The sequence below is a fragment of the Sporosarcina sp. P25 genome, assembly GCF_002743235.1.
Taxonomy (GTDB): Bacteria; Bacillota; Bacilli; order Bacillales_A; family Planococcaceae; genus Sporosarcina; species Sporosarcina ureae_B.
The window spans coordinates 1-17,218 of sequence record NZ_PDYV01000005.1 but is presented as its reverse complement, the minus strand read 5'-3'; the positions used below and the strand labels follow the sequence as shown (position 1 = coordinate 17,218).

At 41.0% G+C, this 17,218-nt stretch carries 22 protein-coding genes; 7 read left to right on the top strand and 15 right to left on the bottom strand.

The genetic code is table 11. The features are described 5' to 3' along the window. Positions 1 to 151: 151 nt before the first annotated feature. Entirely contained in the window at positions 152 to 706 is a 555-nt protein-coding gene (locus tag CSV70_RS06180; RefSeq protein ID WP_085133072.1) for a phosphatidylglycerophosphatase A family protein, read from the bottom strand. Between the two features lie 108 nt (positions 707 to 814). On the opposite strand from CSV70_RS06180, the gene CSV70_RS06175 reads away from it, so the two are divergent. The 3 genes from CSV70_RS06175 (at position 815) to CSV70_RS06165 (ending at position 2,586) form a co-directional block, all read left to right on the top strand. Further along, complete coding sequence (locus tag CSV70_RS06175; protein ID WP_099661089.1) at positions 815 to 1,537, top strand: alpha/beta hydrolase; 723 nt, start codon at positions 815 to 817, stop codon at positions 1,535 to 1,537. Between the two features lie 88 nt (positions 1,538 to 1,625). Further along, positions 1,626 to 2,141, top strand: coding sequence for a YjcG family protein (locus tag CSV70_RS06170; protein ID WP_085133070.1), 516 nt, complete (start codon positions 1,626 to 1,628; stop codon positions 2,139 to 2,141). After that, entirely contained in the window at positions 2,110 to 2,586 is a 477-nt protein-coding gene (locus tag CSV70_RS06165; protein WP_232319164.1) for a GNAT family N-acetyltransferase, read from the top strand. Before CSV70_RS06170 ends, CSV70_RS06165 begins: the two co-directional genes overlap by 32 nt. A gap of 67 nt (positions 2,587 to 2,653) precedes the next feature. Here CSV70_RS06165 and CSV70_RS06160 read toward each other — a convergent pair whose 3' ends face one another. From CSV70_RS06160 to CSV70_RS06130, 7 genes are all read right to left on the bottom strand, one after another. After that, complete coding sequence (locus CSV70_RS06160) at positions 2,654 to 2,962, bottom strand: hypothetical protein (protein WP_085133069.1); 309 nt, start codon at positions 2,960 to 2,962, stop codon at positions 2,654 to 2,656. A gap of 84 nt (positions 2,963 to 3,046) precedes the next feature. Further along, positions 3,047 to 3,301 carry a stage VI sporulation protein F gene (locus CSV70_RS06155; protein ID WP_085133068.1) on the bottom strand — a complete coding sequence of 85 codons (255 nt, stop codon included), beginning with the start codon at positions 3,299 to 3,301 and terminating at the stop codon, positions 3,047 to 3,049. Positions 3,302 to 3,316: 15 nt separating this feature from the next. Next, a complete protein-coding gene (locus tag CSV70_RS16740; protein ID WP_085133067.1) occupies positions 3,317 to 3,451 on the bottom strand; it encodes a YjcZ family sporulation protein in 135 nt (44 codons plus the stop codon). A gap of 71 nt (positions 3,452 to 3,522) precedes the next feature. Continuing rightward, entirely contained in the window at positions 3,523 to 3,885 is a 363-nt protein-coding gene (gene spoVAE, locus CSV70_RS06145) for a stage V sporulation protein AE (RefSeq protein WP_085133066.1), read from the bottom strand. Then, positions 3,882 to 4,901 carry a beta-ketoacyl-[acyl-carrier-protein] synthase family protein gene (locus tag CSV70_RS06140; protein WP_099661090.1) on the bottom strand — a complete coding sequence of 340 codons (1,020 nt, stop codon included), beginning with the start codon at positions 4,899 to 4,901 and terminating at the stop codon, positions 3,882 to 3,884. Before CSV70_RS06140 ends, spoVAE begins: the two co-directional genes overlap by 4 nt. Next, positions 4,895 to 5,350 (bottom strand): stage V sporulation protein AC, encoded by a 456-nt coding sequence (spoVAC, locus tag CSV70_RS06135; protein WP_099627966.1) that lies wholly within the window; start codon positions 5,348 to 5,350, stop codon positions 4,895 to 4,897. Before spoVAC ends, CSV70_RS06140 begins: the two co-directional genes overlap by 7 nt. Further along, the gene (locus CSV70_RS06130; RefSeq protein WP_099661091.1) at positions 5,350 to 5,742 is read right to left on the bottom strand and encodes a hypothetical protein; all 393 of its coding nucleotides are present in this window, start codon (positions 5,740 to 5,742) and stop codon (positions 5,350 to 5,352) included. Before CSV70_RS06130 ends, spoVAC begins: the two co-directional genes overlap by 1 nt. A gap of 128 nt (positions 5,743 to 5,870) precedes the next feature. Between CSV70_RS06130 and CSV70_RS06125 the strand changes: the two genes are divergently transcribed. Then, a complete protein-coding gene (locus CSV70_RS06125) occupies positions 5,871 to 6,443 on the top strand; it encodes a CotY/CotZ family spore coat protein (protein WP_099628655.1) in 573 nt (190 codons plus the stop codon). Positions 6,444 to 6,606: 163 nt separating this feature from the next. Here CSV70_RS06125 and CSV70_RS06120 read toward each other — a convergent pair whose 3' ends face one another. The 5 genes from CSV70_RS06120 to CSV70_RS06100 all read right to left on the bottom strand — a co-directional run bounded on the left by CSV70_RS06120 (position 6,607) and on the right by CSV70_RS06100 (position 10,759). Beyond that, positions 6,607 to 7,023 carry a hypothetical protein gene (locus CSV70_RS06120; protein WP_099661092.1) on the bottom strand — a complete coding sequence of 139 codons (417 nt, stop codon included), beginning with the start codon at positions 7,021 to 7,023 and terminating at the stop codon, positions 6,607 to 6,609. A gap of 78 nt (positions 7,024 to 7,101) precedes the next feature. Then, the gene (gene mgtE, locus CSV70_RS06115) at positions 7,102 to 8,478 is read right to left on the bottom strand and encodes a magnesium transporter (protein ID WP_085133060.1); all 1,377 of its coding nucleotides are present in this window, start codon (positions 8,476 to 8,478) and stop codon (positions 7,102 to 7,104) included. A gap of 81 nt (positions 8,479 to 8,559) precedes the next feature. Next, a complete protein-coding gene (locus CSV70_RS06110; RefSeq protein WP_233191762.1) occupies positions 8,560 to 9,525 on the bottom strand; it encodes an RluA family pseudouridine synthase in 966 nt (321 codons plus the stop codon). After that, a complete protein-coding gene (locus tag CSV70_RS06105) occupies positions 9,494 to 10,327 on the bottom strand; it encodes an NAD kinase (RefSeq protein WP_029052471.1) in 834 nt (277 codons plus the stop codon). The genes CSV70_RS06110 and CSV70_RS06105 overlap by 32 nt, the downstream gene beginning before the upstream one ends. 42 nt (positions 10,328 to 10,369) lie before the next feature. Beyond that, positions 10,370 to 10,759 (bottom strand): UPF0738 family protein, encoded by a 390-nt coding sequence (locus tag CSV70_RS06100; RefSeq protein WP_099628653.1) that lies wholly within the window; start codon positions 10,757 to 10,759, stop codon positions 10,370 to 10,372. Positions 10,760 to 10,912: 153 nt separating this feature from the next. On the opposite strand from CSV70_RS06100, the gene CSV70_RS16835 reads away from it, so the two are divergent. The 3 genes from CSV70_RS16835 (at position 10,913) to CSV70_RS06085 (ending at position 12,994) form a co-directional block, all read left to right on the top strand. Then, a complete protein-coding gene (locus CSV70_RS16835) occupies positions 10,913 to 11,572 on the top strand; it encodes a lytic transglycosylase domain-containing protein (protein ID WP_085133058.1) in 660 nt (219 codons plus the stop codon). Between the two features lie 208 nt (positions 11,573 to 11,780). Further along, a complete protein-coding gene (locus tag CSV70_RS06090; protein ID WP_085133057.1) occupies positions 11,781 to 12,173 on the top strand; it encodes a globin domain-containing protein in 393 nt (130 codons plus the stop codon). Then, positions 12,170 to 12,994, top strand: a complete 825-nt coding sequence (locus CSV70_RS06085; RefSeq protein ID WP_085133056.1) for a DsbA family protein — start codon at positions 12,170 to 12,172, stop codon at positions 12,992 to 12,994. Before CSV70_RS06090 ends, CSV70_RS06085 begins: the two co-directional genes overlap by 4 nt. A gap of 271 nt (positions 12,995 to 13,265) precedes the next feature. On the opposite strand, the gene pepF is transcribed toward CSV70_RS06085, so the two are convergent. Together pepF and CSV70_RS06075 are read right to left on the bottom strand one after the other, a co-directional pair. Next, positions 13,266 to 15,059: an oligoendopeptidase F gene (pepF, locus tag CSV70_RS06080; RefSeq protein WP_099628702.1), complete on the bottom strand. Its 1,794-nt coding sequence runs from the start codon at positions 15,057 to 15,059 to the stop codon at positions 13,266 to 13,268. 73 nt (positions 15,060 to 15,132) lie between these two features. After that, positions 15,133 to 16,290 carry a competence protein CoiA gene (locus CSV70_RS06075; RefSeq protein ID WP_158232417.1) on the bottom strand — a complete coding sequence of 386 codons (1,158 nt, stop codon included), beginning with the start codon at positions 16,288 to 16,290 and terminating at the stop codon, positions 15,133 to 15,135. Positions 16,291 to 17,218 lie beyond the last annotated feature (928 nt).

Below are 17,218 nucleotides of genomic sequence, written 5' to 3'. Positions count from 1 at the left end.
CTGCTGTGGTAGGTGTAGTGGGTATAATGAACTCTCACCGCCAGCAAAACCACAAACTCCTAACAGAACTGCAATCCGGTACGCACCCGACAACTTCATTTATAATAAAAAACTGCCGCTAGACATGATGATCTAGAGCAGTTCGATTCGGTTAAGATCTCTTGCCATTTTGTACATCTTTAAACGTTAGACCCGCTTCTTTCAAATCGCGCGTTCTATGCGCAATTCTAGATGCCGCACACGCCGCTACACTGGCCACTAAATCATCTAAGAACGTATGGATACCAATTCCTTTTTTTGTATCCAATTCGTTGATGATACCGACTTTGTTTTTGTCTAAGTGACCGAATGTAGTCACTGCGATTGAACCATACGTGTAGACCGCACCTAACGCGATCGTTTCATCCACCCCAAATAAGCCTTCATCTGATTCAACAATTTGCTGAAGTGGTTGCGATAACTGACCTCGTTCAGCGATTTCATCCAATTCCACCCCGACCAATATTGCGTGTTGCAATTCACGTTTGCGAAGAACACTTTCTACAGAATCGATACATTGTTCCAGTGACAATCCTTTGTTATAAGGCACTTGCAATTCATAAACAATTTTTGCAATATCTTCAATCTTAACCCCACGGCGAATCAACGCGTCTTTTGTTGCAGCTGTCACAACGTCCGAATGAACAATATTCTTACCTTCATCCATATTATTTCCCCTCTCTCTCTTCATAAGCAATAGTTTTCACTAGCTTTACACTGTTATTTATCGGTATGATATTTAGTAAGTGTACATTAATTATGGAGGTCCTACAAAATGAATCCAGGAAAAATTGAAGAAGTCCGTTTTTACAGTAATGAACTACAGGAAGAAATGGAACTATTAATATATTTACCTTCACGCTACTCTCCTTTATACAAACATAATGTCCTGCTCGTCTCTGATGGCAAAGATTATTTTCAACTTGGACGGATTGGCCGAATTGCCGATGAATTAATGGAAGACGAAATCATTGAACCAGTCATCATCGTCGGTATTCCATACAAAACCGTGCAAGAACGCAGACGTATGTATCATCCAGAAGGTGATCGACACAAAGCGTATATCCGTTTTTTAGCGCACGAGTTAATTCAGTATATTGACGAAACCTACCCAACATACCAAATGGGCTCTTCAAGAATGCTAATGGGCGATTCATTGGCAGCATCGATTTCCTTATTAACCGCTTTGAAATATCCAAACTGCTTTGGAAAGGTAGTGTTACATTCACCATTTGTTAACGAACAAGTACTCGAAGCAGTTAAAGACAATCAAAACCCTGCTAACCTTTCTATTTACCATGTGATCGGTGATAAAGAAACGGATGTACCTACAACAGCTGACGGTAGATTGGATTTTTTAACGCCTAACCGCGAGTTGCATAAAGTTATTAAAGAAAAAAGTTTTCCTTACTATTATGAAGAACTGGATGGAGATCATACATGGAAATCATGGCAACCTGATATTCGCCGCGCTTTGATCGAAATAAATAGCCTTTAGTAATAGAAGGAGACATGTTAGACTATTTTCTGATATACTAAAATAGATGTACCTAAAATTCAGTCAATTCACAAGGAGGCAATCTTAAATGAAATACGGTATTGTTGCATTCCCTTCAAAGAAACTTCAAGACTTAGCAAACGGTTATCGGAAGAGATATGATCCGCATTATGCGCTGATCACACCTCACATGACGCTGAAAAATCCATTCGAAGCGAATGATAAGGAAATTGAAGAAGTAGCTAATGCATTAAAAGAAATCACCATCAAAAACAGTCCTTTTGAGATGAAGGTTACAAAAGTTAGCTCGTTCGCGCCAACGACGAACACAATTTACTTTAAAGTTGTACCGAATGAAGAAATTCTTACATTGCACAAGGATTTAAATGTAGACTTTTATCATGATGAAAATAATTATGCTTTTGTCCCGCATATTACCATTGCGCAAAACCTGACTTCCGGTGAACACGATGATGTGATTAACCAAATGAAAATGGTAGGTGTCGACCACACCGAAGTCATCGATCGTATTCATTTACTCTATCAATTAGAAGACGGATCATGGACAGTGTATGAAACGTTCCGTCTTGATCGTGAGTCTTGATTTGCAGATGACAGTAAAAATCGTCTCAGATGAAAAAGGTCAGCAAGACGCGTATTCTGTCCGCAAAAAAGTGTTTGTGGAAGAACAAGGCGTCCCGCTGATCCTCGAGCTGGACGAACACGATCAAGAAGCGATCCACTTTGTTGTCTACGACGGGGCGGATCAACCAATCGGTGCTGGCCGCATGAGAGGGTTAGTAAATGCTCACGGTAAAATAGAGAGAATCTGTATTTTACCCGAACACCGCGGTAAACATCTTGGGAGTTTGATTATGAATACATTAGAAGAACATGCAATAAAGAAATCTATGAAAAAACTGATTTTGAATGCACAGTCCTATGCTGTGCCTTTTTACGAAAAACTGGGCTACGTCGTCATATCGCCTGAATTCATGGACGCAGATATACCTCATCGCGCCATGGAGAAGAGTTTGTTGCACAACTGATTGGACAGTAAAAAATACCCTTTACCACTTTTAATAACTAGTGGTAAAGGGTATTTTATTTATTGCGTCAGACATACGTGTTAATCGATTGGCCCTTTCCAACTACATCTGCAATTTCAGATGATAATTGGACTGGATTTGGCGCAATAAATCCTTTTTTAACTAAAGGTTGAGGTGCACGATTTTTTCGTTGTTTCATCTGCTCTTCACGACGTCTTTCCTCGTCTGCCAGAACATCTTCCCAATAGCTCGATTCTCCGTTGTTCAGTCGCACAGGACTCACTCGTCCGATATAAGCAAAATTATGACGTTCATTGTTCATGCGTTCTGCATACTGTTGCGCTTGGTAATTTTGTATTGGTAGTATATAACCCACGACGTGCACCTCCCTTTTCAATCTAGCTTCTTTAGTAGTTTATCCACTTTACAAGCATTCTAAACATGTTTTAGTATATTTATTTTACTTACCACCTAGCATTTGTGATATATCGTTCAAATTCAGTCCTTTACCACTTGTCACAATGGAGTTAACTAATTCATCTTCCACTGATTGTGGCACATCTTTTTTAGCTACTTGACTAACTTTTTGAATGATTTTTCTTACTTGTTTTTCGTCTTTGAAATCGGCATATTGGATTGCGTTGGCTAATGCGAATACTTCCTCCATCGGCACACCCGTTTTAGATTCTATTTTTTTAAAGAATGAATCGTTCATATTCAGTTCTCCTCCTTAGAAATAGCTTCTGCCTACAATGATCAATAAAATAAACAGAACTACAATCAAGACGAATGAAGAACCGCCATAACGTTCACCACATCCTCCGCCGTATCCGTAGCCACCTTGAGATGGATAACATCCGTACATGAAAAACCCCTCCTTCCTTTCTTCTCTACTATATGCAGAGGAGAATGAATTGGAGAGGGCGTTTGAGTAGTTTAAATATTTCCTTTTGATGTAAAGAGCAATGCGCCGATTAGGCCGAAAATAATTGCCGCACTGATTCCCGAACTTGTCACTTCAAACATGCCAGTTACCACACCGATTAGGCCATGTTTCTCAGCTTCTGCCATCGCGCCATGTGTCAATGCGTTACCGAATGAAGTAATTGGAATCGTAGCACCAGTGCCAGCAAAATCAATAAATGGTTCATACCAGCCGATACCATCGAGCACCGATCCCGCCACAACCAATGAACATAATGTGTGGGCAGGCGTTAACTTTGCGACATCCATCAGTAATTGCCCGATGACACAAATCAAGCCACCCACTATAAACGATGTAATGTATATAGATATCATTCTGCCGTCACCTCATCCATTGTCAGTTCAACAGCGTGAGCGATACACGGAATCGTATCTCCTTGTTGAAATGACAAGGGGGATAGTAAAGCACCCGTTGCTAGCAATAAAACCCGCTTATACTCACCCGCCAGCATTTTTTGATAGACATCGGAAAAAAATACCGCTGCTGAACACCCAGATCCACTGGCTCCTGCTTTAAAGGACGGGTCATTTCCATAAAACTCTTCTCCGGCATCCCGAAAGTTTTTCGTATGCGGTAAACCATTTTCATTCGCTAACGCTTTAAAGATGTTGAAACCATTACTTCCTAAATCCCCTGTGATGATGGTGTCATAATCATCGATGGTCCTACCATGTCCTATTAAATGATTCATCAATGTATCACTGGCTGCTGGAGCCATCGCAGATCCCATGTTCAACGGATCTGTCATCCCCATATCTATCACTTTTCCTATAGTGGCGCAGTTAATCACGGGAGTTCCTTGTTTATGTTGTCCAATCAATACTGCACCAGCCGCCGTGACCGTCCACTGTGCAGTTGCTCCTTTTTGCGAACCATACTCAAGTGGATATCGAAACTGTCGTTCAATTGCATTATGATGACTAGACGAACCGGCAATGATCCAATTTGCGTGCTTCGCATCCGCGAGTAATGCCGCAGTAATCATAGAAGAAACTGACGTAGCACAAGCGGAAAACAGTCCAATATAGGGGATCGCTAGGGCATGGGCTGTAAAATTAGAAGGTGTCATTTGATTGACCAAATCACCAGTTAAGAAAAAATCCATTTTATCCGGTTGTTTCTTCGCTTTACTAAGTGCAATCAACACAGCATCATACATTAGTTGCTTATGACCGTCTTCGTTTGTCGGTAAATCACATCGCTCATCTTCATATACTTTATCGAATTTCTGTGCAAACACGCTTTTCTTTTTTTCCAGTGGACCTGCCGTTACACCTGTAGCATAAAGACTCGGCTTGGATTGAAAGGTCAACACGCCTCGTTTTACCATGAAGCCACACCAAATTTCACTAAGATGGTCTTGATCAGCGCTACGACGAAGGCAGAGAACACACCGAATAAAATAACTGAACCCGCTAATTTAAACATATTCCCGCCAACCCCTAAGACATATCCTTCCGATTTATGTTCAATAGCAGCTGAGACGACCGCATTGCCGAATCCCGTAATCGGCACCGCTGCGCCCGCTCCACCAAATTGAGAAATCTTTTTATATAATCCAAACCCCGTTAACAGCATCGAAATAAAAATCATAGTGGCAACTGTTGGATTACTCGCTGTGCGTTCCGTAAAGTCAAAGTACGTAATGTAAAATAGTGCAATAAACTGTCCAATCAAACAAATCAATCCACCAGTCAAGAACGCTCTAATTACATTTTTCATAATAGGTGGTTTAGGTGATAACTCTTTCTCTATTTGGGCATACTTTTCCTGTTGCATTAGGTTTGCTCCTTTTCGATTGATTTGATTTTATCTATTTTCTTTCGATAATTTTTTTCGCTTTTTTTATTTATCAGCTTCTCCGTCTCCATCAAGATTTTACTGTCTGCTGACACCGTAATTTTCAAATCAGGATATTCACGTTCCAATTTCTTTTGAATTTTTCCAGCAATAGTCTTCTTTTGAAATCGGGAAAACGTATTGACACGGATCCCGGCAAGCAATTCATCTTCATATAGCAGTACCTTTGCTAGTTTCACATGTTCATTATTCATTAAAACATTCTCTATCGAACGCTCATCGTACGAAGTAGTATTTTTAATATCCGTTCCTTTCTCACTACAACCAGTGAGTAGACCGACAATAAGTAACAATAGACTGAGTTTCTTCACAATCGACGCCTCCCTTCTGTCTAGCATGTATCTTTTATGTCGGATTTATGCATATTGAGGAAAGCGCCCTGTCATGTCGTTTACCTATGCATAAAGTATAGAGAACGACAAACAGGAGGTGGACAGTAGTGGGATGTGAAAAAAAAGACAGCAAACATGGTGGCTGTCATAAGTCGAATTGTATTTGTGAAGTAGTACGCTTTATCCAACGCGTCCAGAATACGTGTCCGGAAGTGGATTGTGTTGAGTGTGATACCGATTGTTTCATGGCACCGCTCGGCAGTTTAGTCAGTCCGGTTAGAGGACGCGTCAACACCCGCGTATTCAGTTTATTGACGGGTAACGGGGACTATTTCAAGGCAGTATTCAGAGGTGGTAAACGGAAGCATTATCCTAAAATGACGGCAGAAGAGTCACTGGCTAATCATAAGTCAACACATCATAAGCATACGAGTTGCGTTTCCGTATTTTTCCGTGTGCAGACAGTGTTTGATTCTTGCTGTGCTACCATTCAAGTATTGCAGCCTTTGTATAACGGACACCCGTTTGATATTACTACAGACGGAAAAATCTGTTTCGAGAAAATTTGTAAGGTGAATGGTTTCGGACCTACGAATACATGCTTGACGGTCGACTTGAGTTGCTTCTGCGGTATTCAGTGTATTGATGATGTGTTTATCAATTTCTGCGACGAAGATTAATTTGTTACTTGCAATGCTAAATGGCGGACCCTATAGGAATAGGGTTCGTCTTTTTGTTTTAGCAATAGTAATGTCACAAGAATGGATGCATCGTTGCACTATCTTCACGATAAACAAAACAAGGCGAACCCATTTAACGGGTTCGCCTTGTTACTAGTAAGAATTAAATAGTGAATGATTGCTGTTTCCAAAGGATATCTAAGATTTCTTCAATGCGGACTGTAGTGATTTCTTTGTCCGATTTGATCCAGACGACTTCATTTTCTAAATCATGCAACTTTCCTTTGATACTACTTTTTTCAGTGATGATTTCTAAAGGAGCATATAATTCTTTACGGAATGGGTGTTGCAAGTATTCTAATCTTTGACGAATGAGTTGAGTTGCTAATAATTCTTGTTGGATCTCTGGTGACTCTGATGCCGACAAGCTTTCTGCAACGGGTAAGACGACGGGATGCTCCAATCCTCTTGAGTGTTCTAGCTCAAAAACGGATGTGCTTTCTTCTTCGACAATGGGGGTATATCGATATCTTCTAATAACAGGGCTTGAAATGAACAGTAACGGCTTCTCATGACGCATTTTCATCACTTCCTTTTAAGTAACATATGTAAGTAAAACGCCTAACGTTCCGAAATATAAAAAAACAGTATTCCCAGTTCATAAAGAACTAAGGAATACTGTTGCAAGACCTAGATAAATGACGACACTGATAACGTCGTTAAGAGTAGTAATAAATGGTCCTGAGGCCACAGCCGGGTCTACTTTCAGTTTATGCATAAATAACGGAATAAATGATCCCGAAATCGTTGCAACGAAAATCGAAACCATCATTGCTGCTCCTACTAATAAAGCGATCACCAGTTCATGCTTCCAGATAAAAATTAATAAAACGACAAATATTGCGCAAATCACACCTGTAATAATTCCAGTACCCGCTTCTCGTATCAATAACTTCAATTTACTTTCATCTTCAATATCACGTGTTGCGATACCACGAACCGCAACAGCAAGAGACTGGGTTCCACTATTTCCGGCAGTTCCGGCGATCAAGGGGATAAATGCGGCTAATAAAGCAACTTGAGAAATCGTTTCAGTAAATAAATCAATTAAGTTCGCCGTTAACATTCCAAGAACCAATAAAATCAGTAGCCATGGAATCCGTTTTTTGGCAGCAGAAAATGGGTTTTTATCAAATGTATCCATTGTCGAGACACCGGCAAGTTTGGAATAATCATCCGATGCTTCTTCATCGATAACGTCAATAATGTCATCAACTGTAATAATCCCTAAAATATGTTGCTGGAAGTCGACAACTGGAACAGCTAGGAAGTTATAATCTTGAATCGTTCGGGCAACGTCTTCTTGGTCGTCGGAAACCGATACGCTGACGAGACGATCACTCATAATGGCGCGAATTAATGTATCTTCATCGGCAATAATCAAGTCTCGTAATGAAACGACTCCAGTTAAGCGCTGGTAGTCATCCACAACGAAAATATAGTAAATCGTCTCAGCACTTGGTGCTTCACTACGTAAAATTGTCATAGCGGAACGAACAGTGGAATTTTCGGAAACCGTCACGAATTCCGTCGTCATGATCGAACCAGCTGTATATTCTTCATAGTGTAGTAATGCTTTAATTTGAATCGCTGCTTCTTTATCCATCAATGTTAGATAGCTAACGACTTTCTTTTTATCTAGTTCTTTCAGGACATCTACCGCATTATCCACAAACATGTATGAAATCATCTCTGCGGCATATGTCGCGTCCATCTCCTCAAGGAACTCTTCATATTCATCTTCTTCAATTTCACTTGTTTCAAATATTTCCGCAAGTTCTTTTGGCGATAAATAAAAATACATCAACTCCCGAAGCTCTGCACCAACTTCTTCATAAAAAGTCGCTCGATCATACGGATGAAGTACCAAATATTCTTTTCTGAACGAATGAATGTCCTCGTTGCTCAGCAATTCTCGCAACTTTACTGCATCCAAAACGATCTCACTTTTCATTTGTTCTGGTTGAGTAGTCATGATTTCACACCTTCCCTTCTGTACATACGGTACGCTAACACGTACTAGTAAGTTTCTATACAACGTGAGTACTGCTTTATATTAACAGAGTGGTTGCTGTTGAGAGAATCCGCACACTTGCTGACTTTGCCGTAAATAGTATTGCATATCTTCCGGCAACGGACTAGTAAAGTGCATTCTCTCTTTCGTTATCGGATGAAGTAAACTGACGCTAGAACAATGCAATGCTTGGCGTGGGAATACGTCTGGATTTGCATCGTATAAATCATCACCTATGAGTGGATGACCAAGCCATTGCATGTGCACACGAATTTGATGCGTACGGCCTGTATGCAACGTCAAGTCTATAACGGAGAAACAGTCTGCTTCATTACGATAATGCGCTTTTACGGACACATCGGTTTTTGAATACTGTCCATCCTCCCGCACAATTCTCTCAATAATACTGCCTTCTTTTCTGCCAATCGGTTGTTCGATAGTCAAAAATGGCTTAGTAATTATACCTTCCGAGAATGCAGTATATTGACGTTGAAACAAATCTTGCGCCATTTGTTTGCTTAATAGATGGTGAATATGGCGGTTTTTTGCCACACAAATAATACCCGATGTATCTGTATCAAGACGCGTCACCATATGAGCAGTTGATAGAATACCTTCTGTCTCAAATTTTCCACAGACAAAATTCGCAAGCGTTCCAGAAGGATGATTGCGAGAAGGGATCGTGCTCTGTCCAGCTGGTTTATCAAGCATCAAAAGAGTTTCATCTTCATATAAAATGGATAACGCGCCCTCTTGTGAAATCAATCCATCACTCACTTGTTCCGGAGGGAATAATACAGTGACTTGATCACCAGGTTGCAACTTATGACGCACGTTTTGAGACTGTCCATTCACCAAGATCTCGCCACCGCGATATTTAATAGCCGTTAACGTCGTTTTGGAAATTTCATGCTGCGCTAAAAATTCACGAAGCAATCCACTTTCCTTCACAACGAATTGTAATTGAAACAGCGTATTATTTTTTCTTTTCATCATCTTCACGTTCATAGATTAAATCACTCGCTACAAATGACTCTTCTACACGTTTCCAGAATGGGAAAGGACGGAAGCGCGCAAAGCCCATCTTTTCATTGGACACTTTATATTCGATAGATTTGACATCTTTATGCAGGAGTTGCAAATGATCGACTGTCACCATGAAATCGGGACCTTTTACAGGTGTCAGTGTACAGATATGATGATCGGGTAAAATGAGCGGAGATCCTACTGTACGGAATACACGATTATTGATCGATGCCATTTCCGTCAATTGCATGGACGGCAATGAAGGATGGATAATCGCACCACCAAGAGATTTACTGTAAGCAGTTGACCCAGACGGCGTCGACATACAAAGCCCGTCTCCTCTAAAACGTTCAAAGTGTTCTCCATTTAATTCAACATCCATCACCAACGTAACTTCAGGTGATTTCACTGTGGATTCATTCAATGCTAAATACGATGCACTTTTTTCAGAGTGACGATAATTGATCGTGACTTCAATCAAAGGATACTCGATGACTTCGTACTCTTGTCGTGCGATCAAGATCACCAACTTTTCTATTTCAGAAGGTTTCCAGTCCGCATAAAACCCTAAGTGACCCGTATGAATTCCCACAAACGATGTCTTATCCAAGCGGTGTATGTATTTATGGAAAGCATGCAATAGCGTTCCATCCCCACCAATGGACAACACAATATCCGGTTCTTCTTCATCATATTTCAAACCGAAATCGCGTAAATACACACGTGCTTCTTTCATTAACTTATTAGATATCTCGTCATTTCGCGACTGAATTGTGAATTTCATAACATCACTTCCATTCTTTTTGTGAATTTCTTTTGCCATATATCAATTCACCTTTTCCAGCACCGGCTTGAATACTTCTTCTACAGCTGTACTGAATTCCTCGCCGTAGTTATCATTACCTTCAATATTAAAAATCAACGCCTGCAATTCGTCTGCAGCACCTGTTAATAGAACTTTCTCATCTTGCCACATCAACACAGGTTCTGCTTGGTGCAACAACATATCGACCAGTCCACTCCAACTGTCCATCGGGAAATACGCATACCGATAGCCTGTTTCGTGATCAAAAATATATACAAACGATTGACGATCCGTGTCTGTTAACATTTTCCCAGCTGGAGAACCTAACGGCCACTCTGCCTCCGGATTCAATATAAATTGAACTTCATTACCATTTTTACTTGTTCCAATGATTTCATTTTTTATATCCAAGACATCCACTTCCTTAATTAAAGTCTTTACGTTTAGTCTACCATATGCCACACGTAGTTGCATTTCGTTATTGTGCATTATGATAAGAAAGTTGGTATAATAGATATAATAAACGAACCCATTTACTATCTTCAATAAACAGGAGGAAAAAGTATGAATCTCGCCCCCATTAACACTCGGTTACTCCTTGAAATCAATACACTACAAACTCTTGGAGCGGTTCAATCCTTCAGTACTAATCCACCGACCAGCTCCAATCAGTTCCAAACAATGCTTACGCAATTGCTGGACGACAATATCATAAGCCCTGAACTCGCAAATCAATCCGCACAACTATTTAGCCAAGGAAGCAGCATACCACCATTTGATATATCGACAAAGCCAGGTAAAGAATTGGCTGCTGTATCACCAGACAATACGTCACTAGCAACCAATAATCCATACGCAGACATTATCAAACAAGCTGCAGAAAAATATCAGCTACCAGAAAAACTAATTGCCGCCGTCATCAAACAAGAATCCAACTTCAAAAGTAATGCGAAAAGTCACGCAGGCGCAGCCGGACTTATGCAACTAATGCCAGGCACAGCTAAATACCTCGGTGTGTCCAACCCGATGGATCCGGAGCAAAACATCATGGGTGGAGCGAAATACTTGCGTAGCATGCTCAACCAATTCGGCTCAAACGAAATGGCACTAGCAGCCTACAATGCAGGACCTGGGAACGTAAAAAAATACGGAGGCATCCCGCCTTTCAAAGAAACCCAGAACTACGTAAAAAAAGTCATGAACTATTACCACCAAACGGTGTAAACTTTTCGTTGTTTTTTTACAATGTGTCCCCACCACTATCTAGCCAATTGTAAGCGTAAGGCGACTACGAGAAGATCAGCTACGCCGCTTATCCGACTTTAGCGATCCAATCTGCTATATAACAAGAAACAAAATAAGCTCTTTTATTTGTATAGAAATTCGTTCGTTGATAGAATACAGATACAAAGCACGAAGGGGTGTGAATTCAATGACTCGAAAACCTGTCATCCCTTTTGAGGAGATCGGCGAGAAAAAATTACACGAACTGATTGAAACATTTTACGCAAAAGTGGCTGTTCACCCAGATCTCATTCCAATATTCCCTAATGATTTATCCGAAACCATTAGGAAACAAAAACAATTTCAAACACAATATCTCGGTGGTCCTAACCTATTCACGGAAGAGCACGGACATCCTATGATGAGGGCTCGACATAACCCTTTCCCTATAACACCTACACGCGCAGAAGCATGGCTAGCATGCATGGCTGAGGCAATGGACGATGTAGGACTGGAGGGTCCACTTCGGGAAGTCTACTATAAACGCCTTGTCTTAACAGCCAACCATATGGTAAATAGGAACGAGGAGGAAGATCAGTGAACTATCTAACTGTTATTGATGATACGTTACACTACTCTGCTTCAGTAAAGCCCATTGAACTCTATGTATTTCTTGATCCGTATTGTAAAGATTGTTGGTCACTGCAGCCATTGCTACGTAAAATGCAAGTCGAATACGATCACTATTTCACGTTACGCATCGCGCTACGAACACCGATGACAAAATTGAATCCACCTTCTTTACTTGATCCAAACGATGCCAAGTCCACGAAGCGGTCAAACCCTTGTTTCCCTAATATTGCAGTAAAAGCTGCAGAGTTCCAAGGTAAGCGAGCTGGGTTCCGTTACTTATCCTGTTTACTTGAGTATTCCTTTTTGAAGAAGCGTGATGTGGCATCCTATTCTGTACTTGTAGAAATTGCTGCACGCATTAATTTAGACGTAGATGAATTTATCGCAGATTTTACTTCTGAAGAAACATCGCGTGCGTTGCAAGTCGATATGTATTTAGGTAACGAAATGGAAGTGGATGAAGCACCCACTTTCGTCTTCTTCAACAGCAATATTGAAGACGAAGGATTGAAAGTGAGCGGCCTCTATGACTATGCAATTTACGAACAGATTTTAGAAGAACTAACCGGAGGACAACTTCTACCAGAAATACCTCCTTCAATTGATTTGTTATTCAATCGTTTTGATTTACTCACAACGAAAGAAATCGCGGAAATGTGTCATATGACAGAAAAAGAAGCTGAACGCGAATTAAAGAAACGCTTACTAAAACAGGAAATCGAACGGATTCCCTTCCAAGATCGTACGCTATGGCGTAAAAAGCAACCTAATTGTTCGCTAATTAAATAGCCCTTATACCAGTCGAAGTCCAACCATTTCTTGGGACTTCGGCTTTTTTACGTAAAGAAAAGAGCATCCTCTCCTGGGGGGGAGTGAATGCTCTTCTTCAAAGGGAATGGGAGAAATGTTCACGTTCAAACAAAAGGGGTGTATGTTTGGTATGTGATTTATTCCACAATTACACCATATCATAAATGATTAATGACTTCAACAAATTATAACAGCTTTCATCCAAATGTCACGGTCTTCGCAGATCGCTGTCGAAACATGTAGTCAAAAATTACCCTCTCTTTGCCAATAGTTGTTCCAACTCATTTAATCGTGCTTCAAATACTCGGCACGCTTCCTCAATGGGCTTTTCAGATGTCATATCGACACCCGCTTTTTTAAGTACTTCGATAGGGTAATCGGATGACCCTGCTTTCAAGAAGTTCGTAATATAACGCTCTACTGCCGGCTCTCCTTCATCTAAAATCTGCTTACTGAGCGCTACGGCTGCACTATATCCTGTCGCGTATTGATAGACATAATAATTCATATAGAAGTGAGGAATACGTGCCCATTCTAAACCAATTTCCTCGTCACTAACAATCGCCTCTCCGTAATACTTTTTGTTCAAAGCATAGTATTCTTCTGTTAACTTTTCAGCAGTCAACGGTACACCGTCTTGATCCAGCTTATGAATTAAGTGCTCGTATTCCGCAAACATTGTCTGACGGAACACCGTCGCACGGAATCCATCCAGCCAATAGTTTAACAAGTAAATTCGCTGATCTTCGTCAGTCGTCACTTTTAATAAGTGATCATTCAGCAATGCTTCATTAACTGTTGATGCAACTTCCGCTACAAATATAGAATACCCACTATAAATGAATGGTTGATACTTACGGGAATAATAGCTGTGTACACTATGTCCGAACTCATGTGCTAACGTAAATAGATTGTTTACATTATCTTGCCAGTTCATTAAGATGTACGGGTTTGTTCCATAAGAACCTGAAGAATACGCACCTGAACGTTTTCCTTTATTTTCACGAACATCAACCCAGCGATTATCAAGCCCTTCTTTTACAACAGCCCGATAATCTTCTCCGAGCGGATGGAAGCTCTCAAGCATGGTTTCTTTCGCTTCATCGTATGTGTACTTCATCTTTGTATCTTCGACTAGTGGTGTATAGATATCCCACATATGAAGCTGATTCACATTCAATACTTTTTTACGCAGCGCTACATAACGATGTAATAATCCTAGGTTTTTATTGATGGTAGATAACAGGTTTTCATACACTTGCTCCGGAATATGGTTATTGGATAATGCTGCCGCTCTCGCTGAACTATAATTTCTAATTCTTGCGTTTACATTATGCCCTTTTACATTACCGCTTAATGTCGAAGCAAATGTATTTTTGAACTCTCCGTACCTTGCATACATTTCTTTAAATGCCGCTTCGCGAACTTTCGGGTCTTTACTCTCTAAAAATTGTGAATAACGGCCATGTGTTAATTGAATGTCACGGCCCTCTTCGTCTTTGACCATACCGAAAGTCAAATCCGCGTTGTTTAACATACTGAATGTTTCAGAAGATTTTCCTGTTACTTCAGATAACTGCGCGATTAATTGCTCTTGTTCGGAAGACAGAACGTGAGCGCGTTCTGCATTCAACTCTTCAAATTCTTGTTTATATAAACGCAAGCCTTCATGCGATTCAATCGTTTCATTCAATTTCTTTTCATCGATCGAGAGTAATTCTGGAGTGAAATAAGATAACGCTGTTGATATTTTCACGACTAATGTTCTAATTCGACCATCCATTGCCTGATAAAAGCTGTTCGTCGTATCCTGATCTGTTTTAAGATGCGCATACGTGTACAATCTTCGCAGACGTTCTGCCAACTTGTCACGATATGTTAGCGCTTCAAAAAGTGGATGTGCTCCATTTCCAAGAGTCCCTTTATACTGTTCTGCTTCTTTGGCCATCTCTTCAATTTTGCTGTACTCTTTATCCCACTCTTCATCAGATGAAAATATATCTTCCAAGCGCCATGTTTCCTCTTCAGATACTTCATCGCGCATCAATACTTTGTTATCATTCGTCAATCCAATTCCTCCTCCTGCATTTACCGTTATTTGATACTATTGTATTTTCTCAATTCCTGGCATGCATTGCAAGAAATCGCCCTGAAAGTATTTCCAGCACAAAATCTCTACCCATGAATTTATCCATTCGATAGATATCTATGCGCTGCTCTCTCAAGAAATCCACATAACTTTGACAAGCTTCCACTTGTTGGATCGAATCCCCTTCAAATGTTTTGACAAATGAATGAAGGATGGTGAGATTTAGTTGGAAGGGTGTATTCCTCATTTGTCGCATAACCGCAATAAGTAGCAATTGCCATTCACTATCAGACTCTGTAAATGCCGCTTGCCCAAATGTCGGAACGCCAATCCATGCAGGCAATTGAATGGGTTGCACACGCATTTCATAACACGCACGCAAAAAACGATGTTGGATACCTCTTTGATTATACCCAATTACCGACCGAAGATACTTTCGGCGTGCAGATTGATATTGACGCGCCAGTTCTTCAATATCTTTTATGGATGGAGTGGCAGGAATAGCAAATGGAATGGTTTGATGTTTGCTTTGCATGATGGAGTGACATACCGCAAACGCGGTGCCTCGAAGATGGATGAAATGACTAAGGTAGTGAAATTGTTGCTTTAGCGGATTGTACGTTATGAACACGGATAAAACTTCTTTACTAGGTGAATGAAGTTGACGGATAAAGTGTTGTTGGAATTGAGTGAATCGATGAGTAAGAACAAACGCTGAAGAGTCTTGCACTTTTTGAGGTGTTAGTACTATCCAAATTGGCGTCATATTTACCATATCGTAGCCTGCGTTACGCTCAAGGATACGGGCTATGGGAATCGTACTGCATTGGAATTCAATAGGGACTTGCTCGTTTCGCCATGTTACAAGCAGATCGGGACGTTGCCGGATGTCAGGCAAATAAGGTTCCATTGCTGTTTGTAGGTGCAAACGTGAAAATAGTTCATAGAGTTGGATTTTACCGAGCAGATGGGTTGGGGACTCCCCTTCTGAGAAACTGTCCCGGCAAGTGGTTTGCTTCAGATGGGCAAAGTGTGGAATTACAATATCGCCGACTTTCAGGAGTACTTGTTCTTTGCACTGTGGACAATGAAAGGTTTCGTTTTTACGCCACTCTCGTAAGTCGGCCAGGGACCACTGCCGTGTTAGCACGACTTGCTTCCCGCCACTTGTAAGAGCTGTTAACAAGGCCTTCACACTCCTTCTTCTCTATACTACGAATTTTCTGATTAGTTGGCAAGAGAAAGTTTCATGATTCAAACTTGCAGGTGCATGGCCACGGCCTGCCCCGCAGTTTTGCTTGCGCTACTGAGTAGTGATGAGGGGGATTATGGTACTAGAAAAAAAGATTTTTACGTTACCCAACTAAGAATTCCATTTGACAGAAGCACTACACGGCTGCCCGTCTTGCTCATTTTTTGTTGGGTACGTCGCTCGACTTATTTTTGGTTACTAAAATTAGTAAGTGGATGCTTTCTCGACCCGCGCAGGCACGTGGGGGATTGCCTACAGCCATGAGCCAGCTGGCGGTAGGGCTGCCAGTTGTCTCATGGCCACGGCCTACCCCGCAGTTGTGCCTGTGCTACTTTGGGGTAATGAATTAGTTTGTGTTTCTAGCAAAAAGAAAAACAGTGACATTGTGATAGCTATCATGTATTTCTTGCTCACTTTTTGTTGGGGACGTCGCTCGACTTATTTTTGGGTTCTGAAGTTGGCAAGTGTTCACTTTCTAGATCCGCGCAGGCACGTGGGGGATTGCCTACAGCCATGAGCCAGCTGGCGATGGGGCTGCCAGTTGTCTCATGGCCACGGCCTACCCCGCAGTTGTGCCTGTGCTACTTTGGGAAAATAAATTAGTTTGTGTTCCTAACAAAAAGAAAAAAAGCGGCATTGTGATAGCTATCATGTAATTCTTACTCACTTTTTGTTGAGGACGTCGCTCGACTTATTGTTGGGTACAAAAATTAGTGAGTGTATACTTTCTCGACCCGCGCAGGCACGTGGGGTAATGAATTAGTTCGTGTTTCTAGCAAAAAGAAAAACAGCGGCATTGTGATAGCTATCATGTAATTCTTACCCACTTTTTGTTGAGGACGTCGCTCGACTTATTGTTGGG

Coding starts and splice junctions, on each gene's coding strand:
- spoVAE (WP_085133066.1), bottom strand. CDS start 3,885: ATGATATCTATATACATTACATCGTTTATAGTGGGTGGCTTGATTTGT.
- CSV70_RS06180 (WP_085133072.1), bottom strand. CDS start 706: ATGGATGAAGGTAAGAATATTGTTCATTCGGACGTTGTGACAGCTGCA.
- CSV70_RS06165 (WP_232319164.1), top strand. CDS start 2,110: ATGAAACGTTCCGTCTTGATCGTGAGTCTTGATTTGCAGATGACAGTA.
- CSV70_RS06170 (WP_085133070.1), top strand. CDS start 1,626: ATGAAATACGGTATTGTTGCATTCCCTTCAAAGAAACTTCAAGACTTA.
- CSV70_RS16835 (WP_085133058.1), top strand. CDS start 10,913: ATGAATCTCGCCCCCATTAACACTCGGTTACTCCTTGAAATCAATACA.
- CSV70_RS06175 (WP_099661089.1), top strand. CDS start 815: ATGAATCCAGGAAAAATTGAAGAAGTCCGTTTTTACAGTAATGAACTA.
- mgtE (WP_085133060.1), bottom strand. CDS start 8,478: ATGACTACTCAACCAGAACAAATGAAAAGTGAGATCGTTTTGGATGCA.
- CSV70_RS16740 (WP_085133067.1), bottom strand. CDS start 3,451: ATGTACGGATGTTATCCATCTCAAGGTGGCTACGGATACGGCGGAGGA.
- CSV70_RS06120 (WP_099661092.1), bottom strand. CDS start 7,023: ATGCGTCATGAGAAGCCGTTACTGTTCATTTCAAGCCCTGTTATTAGA.
- pepF (WP_099628702.1), bottom strand. CDS start 15,059: ATGCGCGATGAAGTATCTGAAGAGGAAACATGGCGCTTGGAAGATATA.
- spoVAC (WP_099627966.1), bottom strand. CDS start 5,350: ATGCAACAGGAAAAGTATGCCCAAATAGAGAAAGAGTTATCACCTAAA.
- CSV70_RS06155 (WP_085133068.1), bottom strand. CDS start 3,301: ATGAACGATTCATTCTTTAAAAAAATAGAATCTAAAACGGGTGTGCCG.
- CSV70_RS06140 (WP_099661090.1), bottom strand. CDS start 4,901: ATGGTAAAACGAGGCGTGTTGACCTTTCAATCCAAGCCGAGTCTTTAT.
- CSV70_RS06090 (WP_085133057.1), top strand. CDS start 11,781: ATGACTCGAAAACCTGTCATCCCTTTTGAGGAGATCGGCGAGAAAAAA.
- CSV70_RS06110 (WP_233191762.1), bottom strand. CDS start 9,525: ATGAACGTGAAGATGATGAAAAGAAAAAATAATACGCTGTTTCAATTA.
- CSV70_RS06105 (WP_029052471.1), bottom strand. CDS start 10,327: ATGAAATTCACAATTCAGTCGCGAAATGACGAGATATCTAATAAGTTA.